This is a genomic window from Acidovorax sp. A1169, assembly GCF_030704685.1.
In the GTDB taxonomy this organism is placed as follows: Bacteria; Pseudomonadota; Gammaproteobacteria; order Burkholderiales; family Burkholderiaceae_C; genus Acidovorax.
The window spans coordinates 156,634-178,884 of sequence record NZ_JAUZDX010000005.1; the positions used below are offsets into that span (position 1 = coordinate 156,634).

At 69.3% G+C, this 22,251-nt stretch carries 20 protein-coding genes and 1 pseudogene; 9 read left to right on the plus strand and 12 right to left on the minus strand.

Translation table 11 applies throughout. The features are described 5' to 3' along the window. Nucleotides 1-2: 2 nt before the first annotated feature. The 4 genes from QYL93_RS10850 to QYL93_RS10865 form a co-directional block, all read right to left on the minus strand. A complete protein-coding gene (locus QYL93_RS10850) occupies nucleotides 3-335 on the minus strand; it encodes a DUF6176 family protein (protein WP_305743670.1) in 333 nt (110 codons plus the stop codon). Between the two features lie 102 nt (nucleotides 336-437). Beyond that, nucleotides 438-1,415 (minus strand): tripartite tricarboxylate transporter substrate binding protein, encoded by a 978-nt coding sequence (locus QYL93_RS10855; protein ID WP_305743806.1) that lies wholly within the window; start codon nucleotides 1,413-1,415, stop codon nucleotides 438-440. Nucleotides 1,416-1,470: 55 nt separating this feature from the next. Beyond that, a complete protein-coding gene (locus tag QYL93_RS10860) occupies nucleotides 1,471-2,496 on the minus strand; it encodes a TraB/GumN family protein (protein WP_305743671.1) in 1,026 nt (341 codons plus the stop codon). Between the two features lie 178 nt (nucleotides 2,497-2,674). Continuing rightward, on the minus strand, nucleotides 2,675-3,682 hold the full coding sequence (locus QYL93_RS10865; protein WP_305743672.1) for a fumarylacetoacetate hydrolase family protein: 1,008 nt from the start codon (nucleotides 3,680-3,682) through the stop codon (nucleotides 2,675-2,677). Nucleotides 3,683-3,786: 104 nt separating this feature from the next. On the opposite strand from QYL93_RS10865, the gene QYL93_RS10870 reads away from it, so the two are divergent. From QYL93_RS10870 to QYL93_RS10880, 3 genes are all read left to right on the plus strand, one after another. Next, nucleotides 3,787-4,569 carry an IclR family transcriptional regulator gene (locus tag QYL93_RS10870; RefSeq protein WP_305743673.1) on the plus strand — a complete coding sequence of 261 codons (783 nt, stop codon included), beginning with the start codon at nucleotides 3,787-3,789 and terminating at the stop codon, nucleotides 4,567-4,569. 19 nt (nucleotides 4,570-4,588) lie between these two features. Further along, nucleotides 4,589-5,725: a DUF3108 domain-containing protein gene (locus QYL93_RS10875; RefSeq protein WP_305743674.1), complete on the plus strand. Its 1,137-nt coding sequence runs from the start codon at nucleotides 4,589-4,591 to the stop codon at nucleotides 5,723-5,725. A gap of 225 nt (nucleotides 5,726-5,950) precedes the next feature. Then, nucleotides 5,951-6,247, plus strand: coding sequence for a DUF3567 domain-containing protein (locus QYL93_RS10880; protein WP_007848772.1), 297 nt, complete (start codon nucleotides 5,951-5,953; stop codon nucleotides 6,245-6,247). Nucleotides 6,248-6,277: 30 nt separating this feature from the next. On the opposite strand, the gene QYL93_RS10885 is transcribed toward QYL93_RS10880, so the two are convergent. Both QYL93_RS10885 and QYL93_RS10890 read right to left on the minus strand, forming a co-directional pair. After that, nucleotides 6,278-7,345: an AbrB family transcriptional regulator gene (locus QYL93_RS10885; protein ID WP_305743675.1), complete on the minus strand. Its 1,068-nt coding sequence runs from the start codon at nucleotides 7,343-7,345 to the stop codon at nucleotides 6,278-6,280. A 101-nt stretch (nucleotides 7,346-7,446) separates the two neighbouring features. Beyond that, nucleotides 7,447-8,937: a PLP-dependent aminotransferase family protein gene (locus tag QYL93_RS10890; protein WP_370876962.1), complete on the minus strand. Its 1,491-nt coding sequence runs from the start codon at nucleotides 8,935-8,937 to the stop codon at nucleotides 7,447-7,449. A 108-nt stretch (nucleotides 8,938-9,045) separates the two neighbouring features. On the opposite strand from QYL93_RS10890, the pseudogene QYL93_RS10895 reads away from it, so the two are divergent. Continuing rightward, nucleotides 9,046-9,753: pseudogene (locus QYL93_RS10895) on the plus strand (GNAT family N-acetyltransferase); the annotation flags it as partial. On the opposite strand, the gene QYL93_RS10900 reads toward QYL93_RS10895, so the two are convergent. From QYL93_RS10900 to QYL93_RS10910, 3 genes are read right to left on the minus strand one after another with little or no spacing between them, the layout of a single operon-like run. Then, nucleotides 9,734-10,249: a hemerythrin domain-containing protein gene (locus QYL93_RS10900; protein WP_305743808.1), complete on the minus strand. Its 516-nt coding sequence runs from the start codon at nucleotides 10,247-10,249 to the stop codon at nucleotides 9,734-9,736. The pseudogene QYL93_RS10895 and the gene QYL93_RS10900 overlap by 20 nt on opposite strands. Nucleotides 10,250-10,305: 56 nt before the next feature. Further along, complete coding sequence (locus tag QYL93_RS10905; RefSeq protein WP_305743676.1) at nucleotides 10,306-10,989, minus strand: nitroreductase; 684 nt, start codon at nucleotides 10,987-10,989, stop codon at nucleotides 10,306-10,308. A gap of 43 nt (nucleotides 10,990-11,032) precedes the next feature. Then, nucleotides 11,033-14,605, minus strand: coding sequence for an LAGLIDADG family homing endonuclease (locus QYL93_RS10910; RefSeq protein ID WP_305743677.1), 3,573 nt, complete (start codon nucleotides 14,603-14,605; stop codon nucleotides 11,033-11,035). A gap of 341 nt (nucleotides 14,606-14,946) precedes the next feature. On the opposite strand from QYL93_RS10910, the gene QYL93_RS10915 reads away from it, so the two are divergent. Further along, nucleotides 14,947-15,798 carry a ChaN family lipoprotein gene (locus QYL93_RS10915; protein ID WP_370876963.1) on the plus strand — a complete coding sequence of 284 codons (852 nt, stop codon included), beginning with the start codon at nucleotides 14,947-14,949 and terminating at the stop codon, nucleotides 15,796-15,798. A gap of 24 nt (nucleotides 15,799-15,822) precedes the next feature. Here the strand turns inward: QYL93_RS10915 and QYL93_RS10920 are convergent, their stop codons facing one another. After that, nucleotides 15,823-17,808, minus strand: a complete 1,986-nt coding sequence (locus QYL93_RS10920) for a bifunctional diguanylate cyclase/phosphodiesterase (RefSeq protein ID WP_305743679.1) — start codon at nucleotides 17,806-17,808, stop codon at nucleotides 15,823-15,825. A 51-nt stretch (nucleotides 17,809-17,859) separates the two neighbouring features. Here QYL93_RS10920 and purU point away from each other — a divergent pair, with 51 nt between their 5' ends. The 4 genes from purU to QYL93_RS10940 all read left to right on the plus strand — a co-directional run bounded on the left by purU (nucleotide 17,860) and on the right by QYL93_RS10940 (nucleotide 21,755). Continuing rightward, nucleotides 17,860-18,711, plus strand: a complete 852-nt coding sequence (purU, locus tag QYL93_RS10925) for a formyltetrahydrofolate deformylase (protein WP_305743680.1) — start codon at nucleotides 17,860-17,862, stop codon at nucleotides 18,709-18,711. Between the two features lie 20 nt (nucleotides 18,712-18,731). Further along, nucleotides 18,732-19,631, plus strand: a complete 900-nt coding sequence (locus QYL93_RS10930; protein WP_305743681.1) for a LysR substrate-binding domain-containing protein — start codon at nucleotides 18,732-18,734, stop codon at nucleotides 19,629-19,631. Between the two features lie 2 nt (nucleotides 19,632-19,633). Continuing rightward, a complete protein-coding gene (locus tag QYL93_RS10935) occupies nucleotides 19,634-20,155 on the plus strand; it encodes a GNAT family N-acetyltransferase (RefSeq protein WP_305743682.1) in 522 nt (173 codons plus the stop codon). 76 nt (nucleotides 20,156-20,231) lie between these two features. Further along, nucleotides 20,232-21,755 (plus strand): FAD-linked oxidase C-terminal domain-containing protein, encoded by a 1,524-nt coding sequence (locus QYL93_RS10940; RefSeq protein WP_305743683.1) that lies wholly within the window; start codon nucleotides 20,232-20,234, stop codon nucleotides 21,753-21,755. Between the two features lie 15 nt (nucleotides 21,756-21,770). On the opposite strand, the gene QYL93_RS10945 is transcribed toward QYL93_RS10940, so the two are convergent. Next, nucleotides 21,771-22,016: a holin gene (locus tag QYL93_RS10945; protein WP_305743684.1), complete on the minus strand. Its 246-nt coding sequence runs from the start codon at nucleotides 22,014-22,016 to the stop codon at nucleotides 21,771-21,773. A gap of 13 nt (nucleotides 22,017-22,029) precedes the next feature. Next, nucleotides 22,030-22,251, minus strand: a complete 222-nt coding sequence (locus QYL93_RS10950) for a hypothetical protein (protein ID WP_305743685.1) — start codon at nucleotides 22,249-22,251, stop codon at nucleotides 22,030-22,032.

Sequence of the window (22,251 nt, forward strand, 5' to 3'; positions counted from 1 at the left end):
GGTCACGGAGTGCGTGCAAGGTCCAGCAGCAAATCCAGCCGCCGCACCTGGGCCCAGGTGTCGCGCTTGAAGGCGCGGTGGTAGGCATCGATGGCCGCCACGGAGCGCGCGGCCACCTCCTGCGCCAGTTGCTGCGAGCCCGAGCGCATGTAGTAGACGAGGAAGTCGCCCTCGGCCCCCGAGTCGAGGAACACCGACTCCACCGTCACGCCCTCGGCCGCCAGGGTCTGCAGCGCTTCGTCGCGATGGGTGCGCAGGTGCTCCGCCCATTCCTGCACCCGGGACAGAGAGCCGGGCTGGAGCTGGATACGGGCGCAGACGACGTCTTCGGGCATGGGGGCGGGCATCGCTTGGACAAGAAAAGGGGCCACTATCGCCGGTGCACCCGGCGATGGCAACCCTATGGCCCGGGGGTAGAGTGCCCCGGTGAAGACCACTCAGTCGAGTTTCACGCCCGCCGCCTTGATGATCTCGCCCCAGCGCTTCGATTCAGCGCGGGCCATGGTGCGGAACTGCTCGGGCGTGCCGGGCAGCGGCTCCATTCCGAAATCGGTCATGCGCTTGAGCACGGCGGGGTTGGCCAGCGCCTTGTTCAGGTCGCCGTTCAGGCGCGCGGCGATGGCCGCCGGAAGGGCCGCAGGGCCGAGGATGCCCTGGAAGGCGTAGACCTCGGTGTTGGGCACGCCGGCTTCGGCCAGGGTGGGCACGTCGGACAAGGCCGCCACGCGCTTGGCCGAGCCGATGGCCAGGGCGCGCACCTTGCCCGAGGTGATCACGGGCAGGCCGGCCGCCAGGTCGAGGAACATGCACGGCACCTGGCCGCCCATCACGTCCTGCAGCGCGGGGGCTGCGCCGCGGTAGGGGATGTGCGTCAAGAAGGTCTTGGTGCGGTTCTTGAACATCTCCATCGCCAGGTGGTGCGGTGAGCCGTTGCCGGGCGATGCGTAGTTGACCTTGCCGGGGTTGGCGCGCACGTAGGCCAGGAATTCCTTGACGGTCTTGGCCTCGAACGAGGGGTGCACCACCAGCGCCAGCGGAAAGCGGCTGATGCCGCCCACGTAAGTGAAGTCCTTCTCGGGGTTGAAGGGCAGCTTGGTGAACAGGTGCTCGTTGAAGGCAAGCACAGCGTTGTCGGCCGACATGAAGGTGTTGCCGTCGGGCTTGGCGGTGGCCACCAGCTGTGCACCGATGTTGGTGGCCGCGCCGGGGCGGTTGTCCACCACGATCTGCTGGCCCAGGGTCTGGCGCATGGCTTCTGCCACCGTGCGGGCCAGCACGTCAGTGCCGCCGCCGGCCGGGTAGGGCACTACCCAGCGCAGGGGTTGGTCGGGCCAGGCAGCCTGGGCCTGGGCCCAGGGGGCGGCGGCAGACGCGCCGGCAGCGGCCAGTGCGGAAAGAACGGTGCGGCGTTGCAAGGTCATGGTTGTTGTCTCCGTTGCAGGAAGGAAAAAAGAGAAACTGGAAAGGGGGCTATTGCGGCGCATTCGGTGGCTTGCGCTGACGTGCGCCCGGTGGGGCATGGGGCACGCGCGTCACGCGAAACCCCTTGGCGGCCATCAGGTCCGGCAGGCCCTCGGGGCCCACCATGTGCAGCACGCCGACGGCCGCGAACACCGCGTGGCCCGCCGCATGCTGCGCTGCGATGCCGGCGGCCAGGGCAGGGTTGCGGCCCTCCACGATGCGTGCGTAGTCGGCGCGGTCTTCGGCGGTCTTGAGGCAGTCGCACCAGTCGCCGTAGTGGCGCAAGGTTTCGAGCTGGCCGTCGGCCCAGGCACGTGTGAGGGTGGCAATGATTTTTCGGGCCTGCCCGCCTTCGAGCTGCCGCAGGCCCTCGTCCATGGTGCGAGCCACCTTGGCCGGGTCGTCCGACACCAGCAGCGCGATCTGCGCCTCGGCCGACTCCAGCGAGACGACCTTCTTGTCCATTGCGCGCGCCAGACCCGCGAGGAACAGGTCGATGCCATAGGCCGGATCGATCCCTGCGGTGCGCGCGGCCAGGCCGACCAGCGACATGAGCTGAATCTCCGGCCGCAGGCGCGCCAGCGCCGCATCGGCGCACAGCGCTTGGCTCTGCACGCGCAAGCGCCTGGCCAGGGGCTCGGGCAGGGGTGGCGTATTGGGGCCAGGCATCACGGCGGCGGCCAGCCCACCGGCGACCGCCGGGTCCATCAGGTCTACCTCCAGCGCGATGCGGTCAGCACGCCGCAAGGCCTCGCGCACCGCAGGTCCGGGCAGCACCCAGCCGCGCTCGGCGGCATGGATGGTGCCGTAGAGCCAACTGGTGCGGCCGTCCTTCTCGATGCGCCAGAGCAGGCCGCGGTCGCGGTCGTCACGGCGGGCCGCCTCGGCATCGGCGGGGCCGATGGGGGTGGCGGCGGGTGGGCAGGCAGTGGCGTCGCTCTTGGCATGCACTACAAGGGCCGGCACCAGCAAGGCCAGACAGACAAGGCCTGCGCGCAGGCAGCGGCCTGGTGATGGCAAGAAAGGGCTGGGCATATCAATGGCCCAAGGTGTTCAAGGTGTTACGCATCGCCCACTGCTTGCAAAACTGGCGCGTCACATGCCAGTGCTCCCGCGCAAGGGCCGCCCCGCCGCGCTGGGAGCGTCCCCCTCCCGCATTGCGCAGCAATGCGAGAGAGGGGTGAAGGCGCGAAGCGACTCAGGGGGTGCATTCTCACCCCGGCTCCACGATGGCCTGGTCGATGGCGCCGAAGATGCTCGCGCCGTCCCGGCCCTTGACCTCGATGCGGATGGTGTCGCCGAACTTCATGAACTCGGTGCTGGGCTTGCCGTCCTGGATGGTCTCGATGCAGCGCTTTTCGGCAATGCAGCTGTAGCCCTTGGGCCACTCGGTGCGGCCGTTCTGCTCCACGCCCTTGTTGCTCACGGTGCCGCTGCCGATGATGGAGCCGGCGCGCACGTTGCGCGTCTTCGCCACGTGGGCGATGAGCTGGCCGAAGTGGAAGGTCATCTCGGGGCCGGCATCGCACATGCCGACCTTGCGGCCGTTCCAGGTGGACTGCACCACCAGGTCCAGCCGGCCGTGGTTCCAGGCGCCACCCAGCTCGTCGAGCGTCACGGCCACGGGGCTGAAGGCGGTGGCCGGCTTGCTCTGGAAGAAGCCGAAGCCCTTGGCCAGCTCGGCCGGGATCAGGTTGCGCAGGCTCACGTCGTTGGCGACCATCACCAGGCGGATGCCGTCCAGCGCCTGCTCGGGCGTGGCACCCATCTTCACGTCGCCGGTGATGACCGCGATCTCGGCCTCGAAGTCGATGCCCATGGCCTCGCTGGGCACCACCACGTCATCGCAGGGGCCGATGAAGTCGTCGCTGCCGCCCTGGTACATCAGCGGGTCGGTATAGAAGCTCTCGGGCACCTCGGCATTGCGCGCCTTGCGCACCAGCTCCACGTGGTTGAGGTAGGCCGAGCCGTCGGCCCACTGGTAGGCGCGTGGCAGCGGGGCCATGCACTGGGCGGAGTCGAAGGGGAAGGCATGGCGCGCACGGCCGGCGTTGAGCTGGTCGTACACGTCTTGCAGCTGGGGCGAGAGGAAGCCCCAGTCGTCAAGCACCTGCTGCAGCTTGCTGGCAATGCCGGTCGCATAATGGGCCGTGCCCAGGTCGCGCGAAACGACGACCAGTTGGCCGTCGCGCGAGCCGTCTTTGTAAGTGGCTAGTTTCATGGGGCAGAACCTCTGTCTCTGGAAGGTGGATGGCACAACCCTTGGCGAAAATTACGCTTGGGTAAATTGATTTAACTAAACAAAACTACCAAATTTTAGTGCACATGGACAAAGAACGTGCAGGTATCCAGTCCGTGGAAGTCGGCTTTGCCTTGCTGGAAGGCCTCACCCATGCGCGAGGCCCGTTGATGCTCAAGGACGTGGCGGCCTCGGCCGGCATGAGTGCCGCCAAGGCCCACCGCTACCTTGTGAGTTTTCAGCGCCTGGGCCTGGTCACGCAGGATAGCCGCACCGCGCGCTACGACCTGGGCCCGGCGGCTCTCAAGCTGGGCCTGGCATCGCTGGCGCGGCTCGACGCGGTGCGACTGGCGCGCGAGCGCATGCCGGCCCTCATGGGAGACATCGGCCACACCCTGGCACTGGCGGTATGGGGCAACCATGGGCCCACCATCGTCCACTGGGAGGAGTCGCCCCAGGCCGTCACCGCCAACCTGCGGCTGGGCGACGTGATGCCCTTGCTGGCCTCGGCCACCGGCCGCTGCTTCGCCGCCCACCTGCCGCCCGAGGTGGCCGCCCCCCTGCTCAAGGAAGAACTGGCCCGCGCCAGCAAGATGCGCCGCACCGACCTGCCCACCACCATGGCCGAGGTGCAGACCATACTGGCCGAGGTGCGCGAGCGCGGCGCGGCGCGTGTGGTGGACACCCTGCTGCCCGGCATCGTGGGCTTCTGCGCGCCGGTGTTCGATGCCGACGGCCACCTGGAACTGGGCATCACCACGCTGGGCTCCATCGCCACCTTCGACCCCGAATGGGGCGGCGCCATCGACACCCCGCTGCGCGCCGCTGCGGGCCAGCTGTCGCGCGATCTGGGCGCGGGCTGCGCATGACGCACGGGCAGCCCCGCTGATGCCCCGGCGCGCGCTGATCGCCCTCACCGCGCTGGTGCTGGCGCTGCACTGGCTGCTGCTCCAAGGAGTGCCCCTGGTGTGGGACAGCCCGGCCGCTCCCTCAGGCAAGGTCTTCAGCACGCGCACCATTGCCGCCGCGCCCGTGGCGGCACCGGCCCCTTCAGCCACCCCTGCCACCCCGCCCGCCGCACCGGCACCCGCCCCACGCAAGAGGCCGCCGCGCCCCACACCGGTTGCCGAAGCGCCCTCCACCGAGCCGCCAACGGCACCGCCGGAACCTGTCGCCCCCCTCGAGCCCCCCATGGAGGTGGCGACCGCAGCGGTCGAACCGCCTGCTGCCACGCCCGAGCCTGCGGCCTCTGCCGCCGTGGCGGCAGAAGCCGCACCGGCCGCACCCGCGTCCACCCCGGTGGAGGTGAACCCCACGGCCGCCGGCATCGACATCGCCCCGCCCGGCAGCGGCACGGGCCAGAACGCCAGTGCCACGCCACCGCCGGTGCAGATTCCGCCTCCCGTGCGGCTGACCTACGAGGTCAAGGGACAGGCCAAGAAATTCGAATACACGGCCCGGGCCGAGCTGCTGTGGCAGCACGATGGCAGCCGCTACGAGGCGCGCCAGGAAGTGAGCGCCTTCCTCATCGGCTCGCGCACCCAGCGCAGCACGGGCCTGGTCAGCGCCCAAGGGCTGCAGCCCGAGCGCTTCGGGGACCGCTCGCGCAATGAGCAGGCCGCGCATTTCGACCATGCGCAGGGCCGCGTGACCTTCAGCGCCAACACGCCGCAGGCCGCCATCGGCCCGGGTGCGCAGGACCGGCTGAGCATGTTCATCCAGCTGGCGGCCATGCTGGCGGCCGACCCGGCCCGCTACACCCCGGGCACGCAGATCACGCTGACCACGGTGAGCGCGCGCAACGCCGACCGCTGGACCTTCAGCATCGAAGCCCCGGAGACCCTGAACCTGCCGGTAGGCGCCACCCCCACCCTCAAGCTGCTGCGCCTACCCCGGCGCGACTACGATCAGAAGGCAGAGCTGTGGCTGGCCCCGGGCCTGGGCTACCTGCCCGCGCGCATCAAGCTCACCCAGTCGAATGGCGACTTTGCGGACCTCTTGTTGCGCGGTAGTGAAAAGCCCTGAGGCGCCGTAGGCCGTGGCGCCTCAGCAGGCGGCCGGACCGGCCAAATGCCCGTAAGGATTGCACTCCCGCCGGTGTTGCGTTATCCCCACCGCCTGCGAAATACCCCTGCGGGGCCACCGCTTCGCACAATTCGTGAAATACTGTTACCACGCAGGGCCAGCCCACAAGCCTTGAACTCTGCCGACCCGCTGTCATCTGACATTCATATCGACAAAGGGAACACGATGCACATGCTCTACGACTCCGAATCCTTTGTGGTGGTCCATATGCTGCCCGACGCCCGGGAGTCCGTTGGCCAGGCACTCAACGACACCGCACCACCCAAGCCCCAGCTGGCACGCCACGGCTTTGAAATCGTGGACAAGCGCTCGGGCAAGGAGGTGTACCTGGACGGATCGTGGGCCGAGATGTTCCAGCAGCAGATCCTGGCCTGGCAGCGCGACACCCCGACGCAGGAAGAAGTGGAAGATGCCCTGGACCGCTATGCCGGCCTCGCGCAAAACCCCGTAGTCGTCCACTGACCCATCGGCGCTCACGGGCGCCAATGGCTGTCACTCAGCTGGATATATCCACCGGAACAGCGGTTCCACCAGGATCAGCACGGCAATAAGACGGCACACCTGGAAGGCCGTGACCACGGGCACGCCCAGCTGCAGCACCTTGGCCGTGATGGCCATCTCGGTGATGCCGCCCGGGGAGGTGCCCAGCAGCAGCGTCACCCAGGGCAGGCCCGTGCCCCAGGCCAGCACGGCGGCGAACAATGCGCAGATGCCCATGAGCCCCAGCGTGCCCACGGCCACGCTGGCCAGCCAGTGCGGCGCGGCGCGCAGAAAATCCGCCCGGAAGCGCACGCCCAAGCTGACCCCGATCACCAGTTGCGCGGCATTCACCAGCCACTGCGGCACGGCCGAGAAGCTGATGCCCGCCATGGCAAAGCCCATGGACACCACCAGCGCACCCATGAACCAGGGGTTGGCCCGGCCCAGCTTGTCCATCGCCAGCGCGCCCGCACCCGTGAGCACGGCCATGAGTGCGAGACCGGGCCAGTCCACCACGCGCATGGCGGGTGGCAGGATGTCGATGCCGTGCAGGCCGCTCCACTGCAGGGCGAAGGGAATGGTCACGGTGACGATCAGCAGGCGCAGGCTGTGGCTGGCGGCCACAAGGTCGGTGCGCGCGTTCTCGCGCTCGGCCAGCAGGGTCATCTCCGACGCGGCGCCGATGGCCCCCGAGAAATAGCTGGTCGCACGCATCATGCTGGCCGGCACGCCGTGCATGCGCGGCGCATGCACCCGGTACAGCCAGGCGCCGAACAGCCAGCCCAGCACCAGCGCCCAGACGATGCCCAGCGCAATCGCCCACCACAGGCCAGCCACCAGGCCCATGACCTGGGGCGTGAAATACAGGCCCAGCGCCGCGCCAATGGTCCACTGCCCCCCATTGCGCAACGGCCCCCAGCTCTCGGTGGGCGCACCGGCGATGGACAGCAGCGAGGTGGCCAGCAGCGGCCCGATCATCCACGGCAGCGGGGTCTTGAGGGCGACGCAGGCGGCGGCCGCAGCCCAGGCCACTGCTAGGGTCAGCACCACACGGCTGGTGAATTGAAAATAAGTACGCATACGAAAGACGGGAACCTGCGAGTATCGCTTGCGCACGCGGATGCGCCCCAATGCCCAGCACTGCCCGTGGGGCATGGCAGGCATCGCACATGGCGGGGGGGTCACGCCCGGCGGGCGTCCCGTGCCAGTTGCGACAGCCGCTGCACGAGCGGCGCAAACAGCTCCACGGGCGTGTGGCCATAGCCCAGCACCAGGCCGTTGTCCTCGCGCCGGGGCTGCAGGGCAAAGGCCGACAGCGGCGCGGGCGCCATGCCGTGCCCGCGCGCTGCGGTAGCGATGGCCTGGTCCGGGTAAGCGGGCGGCAGGCGCAGCATGAGGTGCATGCCGCAATGCCCGCCCTCGATGCCATGCGGCACCGTGAGGTGCTGCGCCAGCGCGGCGCGCAGCTGGTGCTGGCGCTCGCGGTACAGGCGGCGCATGCGGCCCAGGTGGCGGCTGAACTGGCCGCTGTCGATGAAGTCCGCCAGCGCCAGCTGGGCATGGCGCTGGCCGCCGCGCAGCATCTCGGCCAAGGGCAGGCGCACGGCGGCCAGCACCGCCTCGGGCAGCACCACGAAGCCGATGCGCAGCGCGGGGAACATGGTCTTGCTGAAGGTGCCCACATAGAGCACCGGCGCACCATCGGCCAGGCCCTGCATGGCGCCGATGGGCTCGCCCGCATGGCGGAACTCGCTGTCGTAGTCGTCCTCGATGATCCAGGCGCCATGGCGGCGCGCCTGCTCCATCAGCGCCAGCCGCCGCGCCACCGAAAGCACCGCCCCGCCCGGATACTGGTGCGAGGGCGAGGTATAGACCAGGCGCGGCGTGCGCGTGCGCCAATCGGCCTCGTCGGCCACGAGGCCCTGCGCATCCACCCGCAGCGGCAACGTGCGCAGGTCGCCCGCGTGCAGGGCCGATTGGGCGCCGCGGTAGCCGGGGTCTTCCACCCAGGCGGTGTCGCCCGGGTTGGTGAGCAGGCGCACGCACAGCACCAGGGCCTCCTGAGCGCCTTCGGTGATCACCACCTGCTGTGGCGTGCAGCGCACGCCCCGCGCCAGCGCCAGGTGGCGCGCGATGGCGGTGCGCAGCGCCATTTCGCCGAGCGGATCGCCATAGGCCAGGGCGGCAGGGCCGCCGTCGCGCACCGCGCGGTCGAGCGCGCGGCGCCAGGCAGCAGATGGGAACTGCGAGAGTGCGGGCATGCCCGGGCTCAGCCAATGGGCCGGCCCCGGGCGCGCAGCCCTGGGCTGCATGAGCGCCAGGCGCGCGGCCGTGGCGGGAAGCTGTACGGCCGGCTGCGGGCCGGACGCGGCCACCGATGGCGACGACAGCGCTGCCACCCGTGTGCCCTGTCGGTCGGACTGCACATAGCCCTCGGCCAGCAGGTGCTCATACGCCGCCGTCACGGTATTGCGCGAGATGGCCAGGCCCTCGGCCAGGGCGCGCGACCCGGGCAGCAGGCTGCCGGCGGCCAGCCGCCCGTCCAGGATGGCCTGCCTCAGCCGCTGGAACAGCTGGCGCCGCAGGGGCGCGGCCCCCGGGCCGTGGTCCAGCGCCTGCTCCAGCAGGGTTGGGGGAACCGAGAGCGCGGCATCCATGAAAGCATCGGGCATGCGTGGCACCTTAAATTTTTCCTGATATGGCACTTTTCACAATACCACACCCAGTTTACCGTGCAACCTGCCCTTCCCTCTTTCATCAACCCAAAGGACACCTCCCGCATGGCTTCCACCCTGAACGCCCACCAGCAACCCGTCGGTTCCGCCCTGCCCGGATGGAGCGCACGCCCGCGCCCCGCACGCGACGTGATCGAAGGCCGGCACTGCCGCCTGGAACCCCTGGACGCGGCGCGCCACGCCGCCCAGTTGCATGCTGCCTACGTGAAGGCCTCGGATGGCCGGGACTGGACCTACATGGCCGTGGGCCCGTTCGCCGACGAGGCGAGCTACCACACCCACTGCGCGCAGGCGGCGGCCAGCACCGACCCGCTGCACTACGCCGTGATCGACCAGCGCACCGACAAGGCCGTGGGCACGTTGGCGCTGATGCGCATCGACCCGGCCAACGGAGTGGTCGAGGTCGGGCATGTGATGTTCTCGCCGTTGCTCCAGCGCACACCGATCTCCACCGAGGCGCAGTACCTGCTGATGAAATACGTGTTCGCCGACCTGGGCTACCGGCGCTATGAATGGAAGTGCGACAGCCTGAACGGCCCCTCGCGCCAGGCGGCTGCGCGCCTGGGCTTCACGTTCGAGGGCGTCTTCCGTCAGGCCATCGTCTACAAGGGCCGCAACCGCGACACGGCCTGGTTCTCAATCGTCGACAACGAATGGCCTGTGATCAAAGCCGGCTTCGAGCGCTGGTTGGCAGCCGCCAATTTCGATGCACAGGGCGTGCAGCGCGCATCGCTCACGCAATTGCGCGCGGCCGGCCCGGTGGCCGCGACGGCATGACCTGGCGCCTGGATGCCATCTCGCGCCCCATGGGGGCCAGGGCTTCGGGCGGCAGCAACTGCTGCACGGCCGGGTAGGCCGCGCCTTCTTCGTCTTCGATGTGGCGCGCATAGCGCAGGGCAAAGCGCTCCATTGCGGCCTCGTCCTCCGCGCTGAAGGCGCTGGCCTGGCCGTCCGCCAGGGCCTGCAGGGGCTGCCGCGCCGCCGCCCACTCGGCCACCATGTCCTGGTGGTCCTGCAGCAGGCGCTGCACCAAGGCCACCACTGCGGGCGACCCCTGGGCCAGCAGCGGCGGGAACACATGCAGTTCCTCGTCCTGGTGGTGCAGGGGCGCCGCGATGTCGAAGTAGCGCAGCACGTCGCGCGCCGCCTGCCGGGCGGATTCGTCGCTGCCCTGCAGCGCCACATGCGCGCGCAACCGGCCCAGCAGTGCCAGCGTGCGCTGCACCCGCTCGTGGCAGGCCTCGAGCATGGCAAAGGGCTCCTCGAAGCCCACGGCCGGGGTGTTGAAACCAGGAAGCGGCACCGTCAGACCCGCTTCTCTGCCGATTCGAAAGGCAGCACCACCCCATCGGCTCCCAAGGTGCTCACATAGCTGGCGGTCACCGGCCGTGCGCGGGCAGCCGCCTTGCGCGCCTGCACCGTACCGATGCTCAGGAAGCACAGGGCCTGCTCTTGCGCGCCCAGCCTGAAGAGGGCACGCAAGCCCGCCGCCTTGAGGGCCCGGCCACTGGTCAGCGCCGAGCCGTAGCCCTGCGCCGTGGCCATGAGCAGCATGTTCTGCAGCGCACAGCCGGTGGACACCAGGCGCTCGGCCAGGTCGATGCGCGGGTCGCCCCGGCCGGCATCCACCACCGCCAGCAGCAGCACCGGCGCGCGGTAGGCCTTCTCGCGCGCCAGCGCCAGTTGGTCCGGCGTGGCGGCCTCGTCGCGCTCGGCCAGCGCCTGGGCAAACACCTCCGCCAGGGCCGCGCGCGCAGCCTCGGGCACCAGCACGAAGCGCCAGGGCAGCAACTGCCCGTGGTCAGGCGCGTGGGCCGCCGAGTCGAGAATCGCCGAGAGCTCGGCAGCGCTGGGGCCAGGCGCCACCAGCCGCTTGGGCAGCACGGTGCGGCGGGTGCGCATGAGCGCCCAGGCACTGGCTGCCGTGGCCTTCACCGCAGGCGGTACGCCATGGGGCACGGGCCGCAGCGGCCAGGGGATCACTGCCATGGATCGCTTTGCGGGCCCGCAGTGGGCAGGCAAGGGCTGCGCATCAGCCGCAGGCCCCCGTGTGACCGCACTGCGTGCAGTAGTCGCAGCCATCCTTGCGGATCACGGCATGCGCACCGCATTCCACGCACTTCTTGCCGGCCATGGCCTGGGGCACGGCCACGGGGGGCGCTGCCGGTTCGTCCAGCGGCAACTGCTGCTGCACCGGGTCGGCCACTCGGCGCGCCAGGATGTTCTGGATGGCATAGGCCATGGCCGCCACTTCGGAGTCATGCCACATGGGCACCTGCGTGCCGTCTTCCTTGCGGTGCGTGCCCAGGCGCACGGGGCCCCGGTCCCAGGCCACCTTGCGCATGTCGCTGAGCGCACGCTCCAGGAAGCCGCCGCGCGCTGCCAGCGAGAGCATGCGCATGCTGGAGGTGATCCACTGCTGCGACTCGCCGCTCTGCCCCACGGGCATGAAGAACTCGATGGCCCGGTCCACCGTGGTATGGCCCACGCCCGTGGGCACAGGCAGGAAGGAGACCAGCAGGTACAGGGTCTTGCGGCCCTCCTGCGTCCAGTATTCGACCTTCTCGGCCACGGCCGACAGGCCGCCCTTGGGCCGGCTCTCGATCACGGTGCGCATGGGGTCCACCGGCGGCGAGGCGGGTGCCGGGGCCAGCGTCGCTGGGGCGCTGTGGGTTTCGAGCACCGAGCCCAGGATGGCGTTGGGCCGGTAGGTCGCCAGGCCCTTGAGGCGGGCGCGCCAGGCGTGCAGGTACAGATCCTTGAAGCCCTCGTAAGGGTAGTCGGCCGGGATGTTCACCGTCTTGGAGATCGCCGTGTCCACAAACGGCTGCACCGCCTCCATCATCGCGATGTGGCCTTCGGCCGGCATGGCCAGCGCCGAGACGAAATACTCGGGCAACTGGTGCACGTTGCCGCCGAGTTCGCGGTACAGGCGCCAGGCATGGTCTTCCACTGCGTACTCGCTGGTGCTGCCATCGGCCTCGCGCTTCTTGCGCTTGTAGGTCCAGGAGAACGGGGGCTCGATACCGTTGGAGGCGTTGTCGGCAAAGGCCAGGCTCACCGTGCCCGTGGGCGCGATGGACAGCAGGTGGCTGTTGCGGATGCCATGCGTGCGGATGGCTTCCTTGATCGGGTCGGGCAGGCGGCTGGCGAAGGTGCCATCCGACAGGTAGGGCCCGGCCTCGAACTTAGGGAAGGCGCCTTTCTCGCGCGCCAGGTCCACCGAGGCCAGGTAGGCCGCATCGCGCATGGCCTGCGCGATGCGCACCGCCATGTCGCGCCCTTCGGGCAGGTCGTAGCGCAGGCACAGCATGGCCAGCGTATTGCCCATGCCCGTGAAGCCCACGCCGATGCGCCGCTTGGCCATGGCCTCGTCGCGCTGCTGCGGCAGGGGCCAGAAGGTCACGTCGAGCACGTTGTCGAGCGCCCGCACCTGCAGCGCCACCGAGGCTGAGAAGGCCTCGAAGTCGAACTGCGCAACCCCGCCAAAACCGAATGGATGGCGCACGAAGCGCGTGAGGATGATGGGCCCCAGGTCGCAGCAGCCGTACGATGGCAGGGGCTGCTCGCCGCAGTTGTGCGCCACGATGCCGTTGGCGTCGAAGGCGTGCACATCGGCCACCGTCACATCGTAGACATCCTCCACGCCGTCTTCCACCAGCGCCTGCACCGTCGCCGTGAAGCGCTCGCGGTGCAGTGCCCGTCGGTAGCCCGCCAGCGCGCTGGCAAGGCGTTCGGCCTTGTCCGTGTCCGCAAAGCCGATGCCCTCGGCAAACACCGCGATGTTGTCGCCGATGACCACCAGCTCGTGCTGGGCCCGCGTGTCGTACAGGCGCTGGCCGCCCTTGCCATCGGGCAAGGGGCGCACAGCGGCGGGCCGGCGCTCGCGGTAAAGGGTAGACGCAATGCCCAGGCGCAGCAGCATGCGCTGCACGGCCTGCAGCAGTGCTTCATCGCTTTGCGCGAGGCGCACGCTGATGCCCTTGTCCTGCGTGCCCTGCACCGAGCCATCGGCATCGAACAGGCCGCGCAGCAGGCCGCGCGCGAAGTCCGACGATTGCCGCTCCATGGCGGGGGTAATGGCCTTGGCGCCCGGTGCCATGCCCAGGCCGAAGGCCAGGTCGCGCAGTGCCGCACTGGCCATGCGCGCTTCGCCGCGCCCCGCCAAGGGCCGCTGGAAGCCGCCGAAATCCGCGCGGTGCGACAGCGTGGCAGCCGCCGCCTGGGCGGCCTGAACGATGCCGGCAGCCCCGGTGGCGGCGTAGGCCACCGCCCCCTGCCCCACCGCCTTGAGCTCGGGTGCCCAGACGGAAATGACGGCCTTGTCGGCCTTGAGCGTGCCGTCGCCGACGAGCAGGCCCATGAGGTAGCCCTCGGCCTCGGTGCCCGCCCCGGCCCAGCCCTGCAGCGCGCGGTGGTCGTGCAGCACGATCTCGTCGCCGGGCGACAGCTGCGCCGCCTCGGTCCATTCCACTTCGAGGCAGTAGCGCGTCTTGCGCGCCACGCGGCGCACCCGGTGGTCGGCGGTGAGGCGCAACGCATGCCCCTCGCGAGTCTGCAGGCGCAGCACGGGCCGCGTGCCGGTCTGGAAGAAGCCCTGGCTTTCCACGCGGTAGGCGCGCCCGTCCACCACGGCACTGAAGGGCTGGCCCACCAGATCGGCCACCTGGCGCGGCCCTTCGGTGGTGAGCACCCAGGTATCGGCCGTCACGCAGGGATTGGTGGCGGCGATGTCCTCGCAGTAGTGCAGGTTGTTGTCCTCGTTGATGTGGTCGAGGAACAGGATGCCGGGCTCGGCGAAGTCGTAGGCCGACTGCATGATGCTGTCCCACAGCGTGCGCGCCGGCACCGTGGCGTAAACCCATTGGCCATCGGCGCGCTGGTGTGCACCCTGGCCGATCAGCGACTCGATGGGACGGGCCTGGTGCACCAGCTCCCACGGAGCATCGCTGTGCACGGCCTTGATGAAGGCATCGGGCACGCCGACCGAGACGTTGAAGTTGTTCCAGCGCCCAGGCGTACGCTTGGCGGTGATGAATTCCTGCACGTCGGGGTGGTCGATGCGCAGCACGCCCATCTGCGCGCCGCGCCGCGCGCCCGCGCTCTCCACCGTGGAGCAGGACTGGTCAAACACGTTCATGTAGCTGCACGGCCCCGAGGCCGTGGAAGCGGTGCCCATCACCCGCGCGCCCTTGGGGCGGATGCGCGAGAAGTCGTAGCCCACGCCGCCGCCACGGCGCATGGTTTCGGCCGCCTCGCGCAGGGCTTCGTAGATGCCGGGGTAGCCGCCGTCGTCCATGCCCTGGATGCAGTCGCCCACGGGCTGCACGAAGCAGTTGATCAGCGTGGCCTGGATGTCGGTTCCCGCCGCGCTCATGATGCGCCCGGCACCGATGGCGCCGGTCTGCAGGTTACCGAGGAACAGGGCTTCGTACTTGTCGCGCAGGGCGGGTGCCTCCACGGAGGCAAGGGCGCGCGCCACGCGCCGGTACAAGTCGTCGGCGCTGGTTTCGCCATTCTTGAGGTATTTCTCGCGCAGGACGTCGAGGCTGATGGGTTGCATGGAGGTAGCGCCGGTCAAAGCACTGGATGTTTCGCGTTTCATGGCTGAAGGTCCTTGCGCTCCATCAAACAAACGGGGTTACCCACACGCTGCAACCCGGTCATGCGGGGGCGAAGGCAGCACCATACATCGCCGGGATAGCCACACTGCCACCGTGGCCTCAGCCCTGCGGGTCGCGCCGCACGGCGGCTGGGAAATGGCCGCCCGTCAGTGTTCCGTCCCGTAAATAGATGCCAAAAATAAAGCCGATGGATTTCGCGCCAGGGCAAGGCGCAAACCGCAGCGATAGCCGTAGCTATCGCGAGGATTTGCAACGCGGCCCTGGTGTGAAAGACGCGGCTTTACTGGCATTTATTTGCGGGACGGGACACTAACATTACGGCATGCCTACACCCCCCTTGTCTACCACCTCCCAGGCCCGACTGGGGCCCTTGCTGCTGGCAGCCCTTGCACTCGCTGGCTGTGCGGGCCTGCCGCCAAAGGAGCCTCCTTCCTGGCCTGCCCGCCTGCAGCAGGTACTGCCCACCGACGTACTGCTGCTGGGCGAGCAGCACGATGCCACCGAGCACCAGCGCCTGCAGCGCGAAGCCGTGCAATGGCTGGCCGCGCGCAGCACACTGGCGGCCGTGGTGATGGAAATGGCCGAGCAGGGCAACAGCACCGCCGGCCTGCCGGCGAACGCCACCGAGGCCCAGGCGCAGGCCGCCCTGCAATGGCAGGACAAGGCCTGGCCCTGGGCCCAATACGGCCCGGTAGTGATGGCTGCCGTAGGCGCAGGCGTGCCGGTGCTGGGCGGCAATCTGCCGCGCAGCCAGATGCGCGCTGCCATGGGCCAGGCGCAGTGGGACGCGCACCTGCCCGCGCCCGCGCTGCAGCGCCAGTACACCGAGATCCGCGACGGCCACTGCGGCCTGCTGCCCGAGTCGCAGATCGCGCCCATGGCGCGCATCCAGATCGCGCGCGACGCGAGCATGGCGCAGACCGCCACCTCGGCCCTGCAGCCCGGCAAGACCGTGCTGCTGGTGGCTGGCAGCGGCCATGTCTGGCGCAGCCTGGGGGTGCCCACGCACCTGGTGCCCCACGTGGCGGCCAAGGTGGTGGTCGCCCGGGCCGGCGGCGAACCGGCGGCCGCGCACTCCGACGCCGACCTGGTGGCACCCACGCTGGCGCTGCCCCCGCGCGATGTCTGTGCCGATCTGCGCGAGAAGTGGGGCAAGGCACTGCAAAAGCCCTGAGCCCAGGCGGGCCGCAGGAACGTCTTATGCGCCGCGCTGATCGGGCGCGGGCTGGGACTTGAGCAGCGCAGCAAACGCCTGCGCGCGCAGCGGCCGGCTGCACAGGTAGCCCTGGTAGGTGTCGCAGCCTCGCTCCTGCAGAAACTCCAGCTGCGCGGGGGTCTCCACCCCCTCGGCCAGGACCGACAGGCCCATGCTGTGCCCCATGGCGATGATGGCTGCGCTGATGGCCATGTCGTCGGCGCTCTGCGGGATGTCGCGGGTGAAGCCCTGGTCGATCTTGAGCACGTCGATGGGAAAGCGCTTGAGCTGTGCAAGCGACGAATAGCCCGTGCCAAAGTCGTCCACCGCGATCCGCACGCCCAGTCCGCGCAGGCCCAGCAGCACCTGCAGCGCCTCTTCGGCGCGTTCGGCCAGCGCGGTTTCGGTGATTTCCAGCTCCAGCAGCGCCGCCGGAAAGCCCGAATCGGCCAGCGCTGCGGCCGTGCAGCCGGCCACGTCGGTCAGGTGGAACTGGCGCGGCGAGACGTTGACGGCCAGCGTCAGGTCCGGCAGCCCCTCATCGCGCCACTGCCGGCCCTGGCGGCAGACCTCGCGCAACACCCATTCGCCGAGCGGGCCGATGACGCCCGAGGTCTCGGCCACGGGGATGAAGCGCGCGGGCGAGATGAGGCCTTCGTCGGGGTCGTTCCAGCGCACCAGGGCCTCGGCCCCGACGATGCGGCCGCTGGCGATGTCAACCTGCGGCTGGTAGTACACCTCCATGTGCCCCTGCGCCAGCGCCAGCCGCAGGCGCGACTCCAGCGCCAGGCGCTCGCGCGCGGCCTGGGTCATGGTCTCATGGAAGAAGCACCAGGCACCGCGCCCGCGCGCCTTGGCGCCATAGACAGCGGCATGCGCGCCCTGCTGCAGGCCCTCCACAGTATCGGCATGGGTCGGGTACATGCAGATGCCCACGCTGGCCCCGGCCACCACCTCCAGGCCATCGGGCGAACGCCAGGGCTCGGCAACGGCCGCAATCAGCTGGCGCGCCACGGCCGCCGCGCCCTCTGAATTGCGCATGTGGCGTGCCACCACGGCCAGTTCGTCCCCTGCCATGCGCCCCAGCAGATCGCCCGGGCGCAGGGCCGACTGCACCTTGCGCGCAATGTGCTGCAGCACCTGGTCGCCTGTGGCGTGGCCGTAGCTGTCGTTCACGTCCTTGAAGCGGTCCAGGTTGATCAGCAGCACCGCCAGGTGCTCGCCGCTCAGGCGCGCCTCGCCCACCGCCTCGGCCAACTCGGCGCCAAAGCGCGTGCGGTTGGACAGGCCGGTGAGCGCATCGTTGTGCGCCAGGAACTCCAGGCGCTGCTGCTGCGCCTTTTCCTCGGAGATGTCGGAGAACATACACACGTAGTGCGTCACGGCGCCCCCGGGGTCGCGCACCGTGCTCAGCGACATGTGCTCGGGGAAGACCTCGCCGTTCTTGCGCCGGTTCCAGATCTCGCCCTGCCAGTGGCCAGTGCCGTGGATGGACGCCCACATGGCATCGTAGAAGGCCTTGTCATGGCGACCCGACTTGAACACGCGCGGGTTCTGGCCCAGCAGTTCCGTCTCGGTATAGCCCAGCAGCCGGGTAAACGCCGCATTGACCGACAGGATGCGGCCCTGCGCATCGGTCACCACCACGCCCTCGATGGTGTTGTCCACCACCGTGCTGGCCAGGCGCTGGCGCTCCTCGCTGGTGGCCAGGGCCGCACGCACGGCCGCGATGTCGACACGGTCTTTGAGCACGCGCGCCCGGGCCTGCTCGGCCTCGCGTGCGCGGTGCGCCAGCCAGCCGGCCAGCATCCCGGTGAGCAGCACGTAGAGCCAGCCCTTCCAGGTCTGGTAGCGGGTCAGGTCCTGCGGGTCCGCAACCCAGTGGACCAGCAGCAGATCGCCGACCAACACCCACACCACGCCCAGCACCAGATACAGCGCCGCCACGCGCCACGGAACCAGTTGCCTCGGACCACCAGACTCTTGCATGAAATCCCTCTTCCAAACCCGTCCGGGCCTTGCTGCGACAATGGCGCAGCTATGACGACCCAAGCCTATATCCTTACCCTGTCCTGCCCCGACCGCCTGGGGCTGGTGCATGCTGTCTCCGGCTTCCTGCTGGAGCACGGCGGCAACATCGAAGAAGCCGCGCAGTACAACGACCACGCCACCGGCCTGTTCTTCATGCGTGTGCAGTTCGCCTGCAGCCAGCACGACCATGCCACGCTCAAGGAGCGCCTGACGGCCTTCGCCGAGCCGAACCAGATGCGCTGGAGCCTGCACGCCACGGCCCAGCCCGTCAAGACCGTGCTCATGGTCAGCCGCGAAGGCCACTGCCTCAACGACCTGCTGTTCCGCTGGAAATCCGGCCTGCTGCCCGTGGACATCCGCGCCATCATCAGCAACCACCGCGACTTCTACCAGCTGGCCGCCAGCTACAACGTGCCGTTCCACCATATCCCGGTCACAGCCGCCACCAAGGCGCAGGCCGAGGCCAGGCAGTTCGAGATCATCGAGGCCGAAGGGGCCGAGCTGGTAGTGCTGGCGCGCTACATGCAGGTGCTGTCGGACGACCTGTGCAAAAAGCTTTCGGGCCGCGCGATCAACATCCACCACAGCTTCCTGCCCAGCTTCAAGGGCGCCAAGCCTTACTACCAGGCCCATGACCGGGGTGTGAAGCTCATCGGCGCCACCGCCCACTACGTCACCGCCGACCTCGACGAAGGCCCGATTATCGAGCAGGACGTGGCCCGCGCCGACCACACCGACACGGTGGAAGACCTCACCGCCCGCGGCCGCGACACCGAAAGCCAGGTGCTGGCCCGCGCCGTAAAGTGGCACAGCGAGCACCGCGTGCTGCTCAACGGGCACAAGACGGTCGTCTTCCGCTGATCCCTGGCGCCGCCGCTTCCATGGCCGCTCCCTCTTCGTTCCTCAGCAGCGCGGCGCGGCGCATCCCGCCCATCCAGTGCCTGCTGACCTTCGAGGCGCTGGCGCGCCTGCGCAGCGTGACGCAATCGGCCGACGAGCTGTGCGTGACGCCCAGCGCGGTGAGCCACCGCGTCAAGCAGCTCGAGCAGATCCTGGGCGTGCGGCTGTTCGGCCGGGCCGACTTTTCGCTGACCACCGAGGGCAGCGCCTACCTGGCGCATGTGCGCGAGGGGCTGGGGGCGCTGCAGCGCTTTCCGGGTGCGGCGGCGGCACCCGGCCGGCGCCGGCTCAAGCTGGCGGTGACACCGACGTTTGCGCGCACCATCCTCATACCGCGCCTGCGCCAGTTCACCGAGGCCTACCCCGAGATCGACTTGGCGCTGCAGGTCTCCATCCCGCTGCTGGATGTGGTGGCCGAAGACGCCGACCTGATGGTGCGCTTTGGCGCCGGCCACTATGCCGACGTGGAGCATGTGGAGCTGGCGCGCGACGTGGTCACCCCGCTGGCCTCGCCGGCCTTCGTGCGTGAGCACGGCCCCTTCGAGCGCCCCGAGGACCTGGAGGGCGTGGCGCTACTGCGCAGTCCACTGGAGCCCTGGCGCACCTGGTTCGGGGCCACCGGCCTGGACTGGGCCGAGCCGAGCGAGGGCTCGCAGTTCAACGACATCGGCCTGATGTGCGACGCCGCCTCCGCCGGGATGGGCGTGGCGCTGGTGCGCCTGAAGCTGGGCGCACCCTGGCTCGAGAACGGCACGCTGGTGCGCCTGTTCGACACCGACACCACCAGCCCCCACGCCCACTACCTGTGCTGGCGCACCGGCACCATGGACCGCTGGGAATGCGCGGCCTTTGCCGAATGGCTGCGCAAGATCATGGTGTGAGCGTGCAAATACGCCCAGCGCAAAGGGAAGATGCCGCTGCCATCGCGCGCATCCACGTCGCGGCCTGGCAGGCGGCCTACGCGGGCATCATCGATGCGGGCTACCTGGCGGCCCTGTCCACCGCTCAGCGCGAAACCTATTGGGCCCAGGCCATTGCCCAGGGCCGGCCCGGGCTGCTGCTTGCGCAGGACGGCGACGGCGCGGTGACGGGCTGGATCGCCTTCGGCGACTGCCGCGACACGGATGCGCCGGCTACCCGGGGCGAAATCTGGGCGATCTACGTGGACCCGACCTGCTGGTCGCAGGGAGCGGGCCAGGCGCTGTGGCGGCATGCCCGGGAACGGCTGCTGGAGCAGGGCAAAACCGAGGCCAGCCTGTGGGTGCTGGCCGCCAACCAGCGGGCTATCCGCTTCTATAAGGCTCTGGATTTCGCTCCCGATCCGGGGAGTGACAGGACCATCACCGTGGCCGGGGCGCGGATTGACGAGGTCCGCCAGATCTGCCCGCTGGCGCGCGGCGGCTGACACCCTGCACCGGATTTCACACCGGCCCTCCAAAAATCTCACGGCGGCCGGCGCCGCCATCGCCTACAGTGGCGGCATGCAGACCGCTTCCCTCTCCTCCCTCTCAGCCAAGGCATACACCGGGCCCTCGCCCGCCGAGCGCGCAGCGCGCCAGGCCGGGGTGGTGCAGGCACTGTCCCGCACCGTGCCGGCCCATGCCCTGCTCTGGCATGCCGAAGACACCACGCCCTACGAATGCGATGGCCTTACCGCCTACCGCCAGCGCCCGCTGGTGGTCTGCCTGCCCGAGACCTACGAACAGGTGCAAGCCGTGCTGCAGGCCTGCCACAAGCTGCATGTGCCGGTGGTGGCGCGCGGCGCAGGCACCGGCCTGTCGGGCGGGGCCATGCCCGATGCCCTGGGCGTGACACTCTCGCTGGCCAAGTTCAACCGCATCCTCGACCTGGACCCGGTGAGCCGCACGGCAGTGGTGCAGTGCGGCGTGCGCAACCTGGCCATCAGCGAGGCGGCCGCGCCTTATGGCCTGTACTACGCGCCCGACCCGAGCAGCCAGATCGCCTGCACCATCGGCGGCAACGTGGCCGAGAACTCCGGGGGCGTGCACTGCCTCAAATACGGCCTTACCGTGCACAACGTGCTCAAGGTGCGCGGCTTCACCGTCGAGGGCGAGTCGGTGGAGTTCGGCAGCGGTGCGCTCGATGCGCCCGGCTACGACCTGCTGGCCGCCGTGATCGGCAGCGAAGGCATGCTGGCCGTGACCACCGAGGTCACGGTGCGGCTGATCCCCAAGCCGCAACTGGCGCGCTGCATCATGGCCAGCTTCGACGACGTGCGCAAGGCGGGCGCCGCGGTGGCCGCCGTCATCGCCGCCGGCATCATCCCGGCAGGGCTGGAGATGATGGACAAGCCCATGACCGCCGCCGTGGAAGACTTCGTGCACGCGGGCTACGACCTCAATGCCGAGGCCATCCTGCTGTGCGAGAGCGACGGCACACCCGAAGAGGTGGAGGAAGAGATCGGACGCATGACCGAGGTGCTGCGCGCCGCAGGCGCGGTGGCCATCTCGGTCAGCTGCGACGAGGCCGAGCGCCTGCGCTTCTGGAGCGGGCGCAAGAACGCCTTCCCGGCCAGCGGGCGCATCAGCCCCGACTACATGTGCATGGACTCCACCATCCCGCGCAAGCGCCTGGCGGACATCCTGCTGGCCATTGCCGAGATGGAAAAGAAATACCAGCTGCGCTGCGCCAACGTATTCCACGCCGGCGACGGCAACCTGCACCCGCTGATTTTGTTCGACGCCAACGACCCGGACCAGTTGCACCGCTGCGAGCTGTTCGGCGCCGACATCCTGGAGACCAGCGTGGCCATGGGCGGCACCGTGACCGGCGAGCACGGTGTGGGCGTGGAAAAACTCAACAGCATGTGCGTGCAGTTCTCTGCCGCCGAGAATGCGCAGATGTTCGGCCTCAAGCATGCGTTCGATCCGGCCGGCCTGCTCAACCCCGGCAAGGTCATCCCCACGCTGCACCGCTGCGCGGAGTACGGCAAGATGCTGGTGCGCGCAGGGCAGATCAGGCACCCGGACCTGCCGAGGTTCTAGATTTATCCGTAAACCCTAACCCAGGCCGGTGTCCATGCCCTTGCGTAGGCGTGCGACACGCAGTTGGTGCTCCAGTTCATGGCGCTGGTTGGCCTTGCGGCGATAGTGCAGGTTCACCAGCAAGCCCGCAAATGCGATCACCAGGCCGGCGATGCCAACGAAGTTGGACGCCATGAACGCGCCAACGCTGCCCACTGCGGCGCCAGCCAGCGTGGTCTTGTTGCCGGCAGTGGCCAGCCCCTCGATGGTTTCGATTTTCACCACCTCCCCCCTGTCAAACGTCAATGGCAACGATGGCCAGCGCCGGGGCCTCGCCCTCGATCACGCCATCGCGGATAAACACCTGCTGCCCCGCCGTGGCGGTGCCCCGCCCCTGCAGCACGCCGCCGCCGGGCAACATCACCGTGGCCATGTCGCCATCGACAGCGGCCACGGTTCCCACCTGCAGCGGTGCATTGGGAAACAGTTCTTGAAAAACGCGGTACGGATTGCGCAT

Coding starts and splice junctions, on each gene's coding strand:
- QYL93_RS10885 (WP_305743675.1), bottom strand. CDS start 7,345: ATGCGTACTTATTTTCAATTCACCAGCCGTGTGGTGCTGACCCTAGCA.
- QYL93_RS10950 (WP_305743685.1), bottom strand. CDS start 22,251: ATGCGCAATCCGTACCGCGTTTTTCAAGAACTGTTTCCCAATGCACCG.
- QYL93_RS10850 (WP_305743670.1), bottom strand. CDS start 335: ATGCCCGAAGACGTCGTCTGCGCCCGTATCCAGCTCCAGCCCGGCTCT.
- QYL93_RS10930 (WP_305743681.1), top strand. CDS start 18,732: ATGGCCGCTCCCTCTTCGTTCCTCAGCAGCGCGGCGCGGCGCATCCCG.
- purU (WP_305743680.1), top strand. CDS start 17,860: ATGACGACCCAAGCCTATATCCTTACCCTGTCCTGCCCCGACCGCCTG.
- QYL93_RS10905 (WP_305743676.1), bottom strand. CDS start 10,989: ATGGCAGTGATCCCCTGGCCGCTGCGGCCCGTGCCCCATGGCGTACCG.
- QYL93_RS10920 (WP_305743679.1), bottom strand. CDS start 17,808: ATGCAAGAGTCTGGTGGTCCGAGGCAACTGGTTCCGTGGCGCGTGGCG.
- QYL93_RS10900 (WP_305743808.1), bottom strand. CDS start 10,249: ATGCTCGAGGCCTGCCACGAGCGGGTGCAGCGCACGCTGGCACTGCTG.
- QYL93_RS10915 (WP_370876963.1), top strand. CDS start 14,947: ATGCCTACACCCCCCTTGTCTACCACCTCCCAGGCCCGACTGGGGCCC.
- QYL93_RS10890 (WP_370876962.1), bottom strand. CDS start 8,937: ATGCCCGATGCTTTCATGGATGCCGCGCTCTCGGTTCCCCCAACCCTG.
- QYL93_RS10880 (WP_007848772.1), top strand. CDS start 5,951: ATGCACATGCTCTACGACTCCGAATCCTTTGTGGTGGTCCATATGCTG.
- QYL93_RS10860 (WP_305743671.1), bottom strand. CDS start 2,496: ATGCCCAGCCCTTTCTTGCCATCACCAGGCCGCTGCCTGCGCGCAGGC.
- QYL93_RS10870 (WP_305743673.1), top strand. CDS start 3,787: ATGGACAAAGAACGTGCAGGTATCCAGTCCGTGGAAGTCGGCTTTGCC.
- QYL93_RS10875 (WP_305743674.1), top strand. CDS start 4,589: ATGCCCCGGCGCGCGCTGATCGCCCTCACCGCGCTGGTGCTGGCGCTG.
- QYL93_RS10940 (WP_305743683.1), top strand. CDS start 20,232: ATGCAGACCGCTTCCCTCTCCTCCCTCTCAGCCAAGGCATACACCGGG.
- QYL93_RS10910 (WP_305743677.1), bottom strand. CDS start 14,605: ATGAAACGCGAAACATCCAGTGCTTTGACCGGCGCTACCTCCATGCAA.
- QYL93_RS10865 (WP_305743672.1), bottom strand. CDS start 3,682: ATGAAACTAGCCACTTACAAAGACGGCTCGCGCGACGGCCAACTGGTC.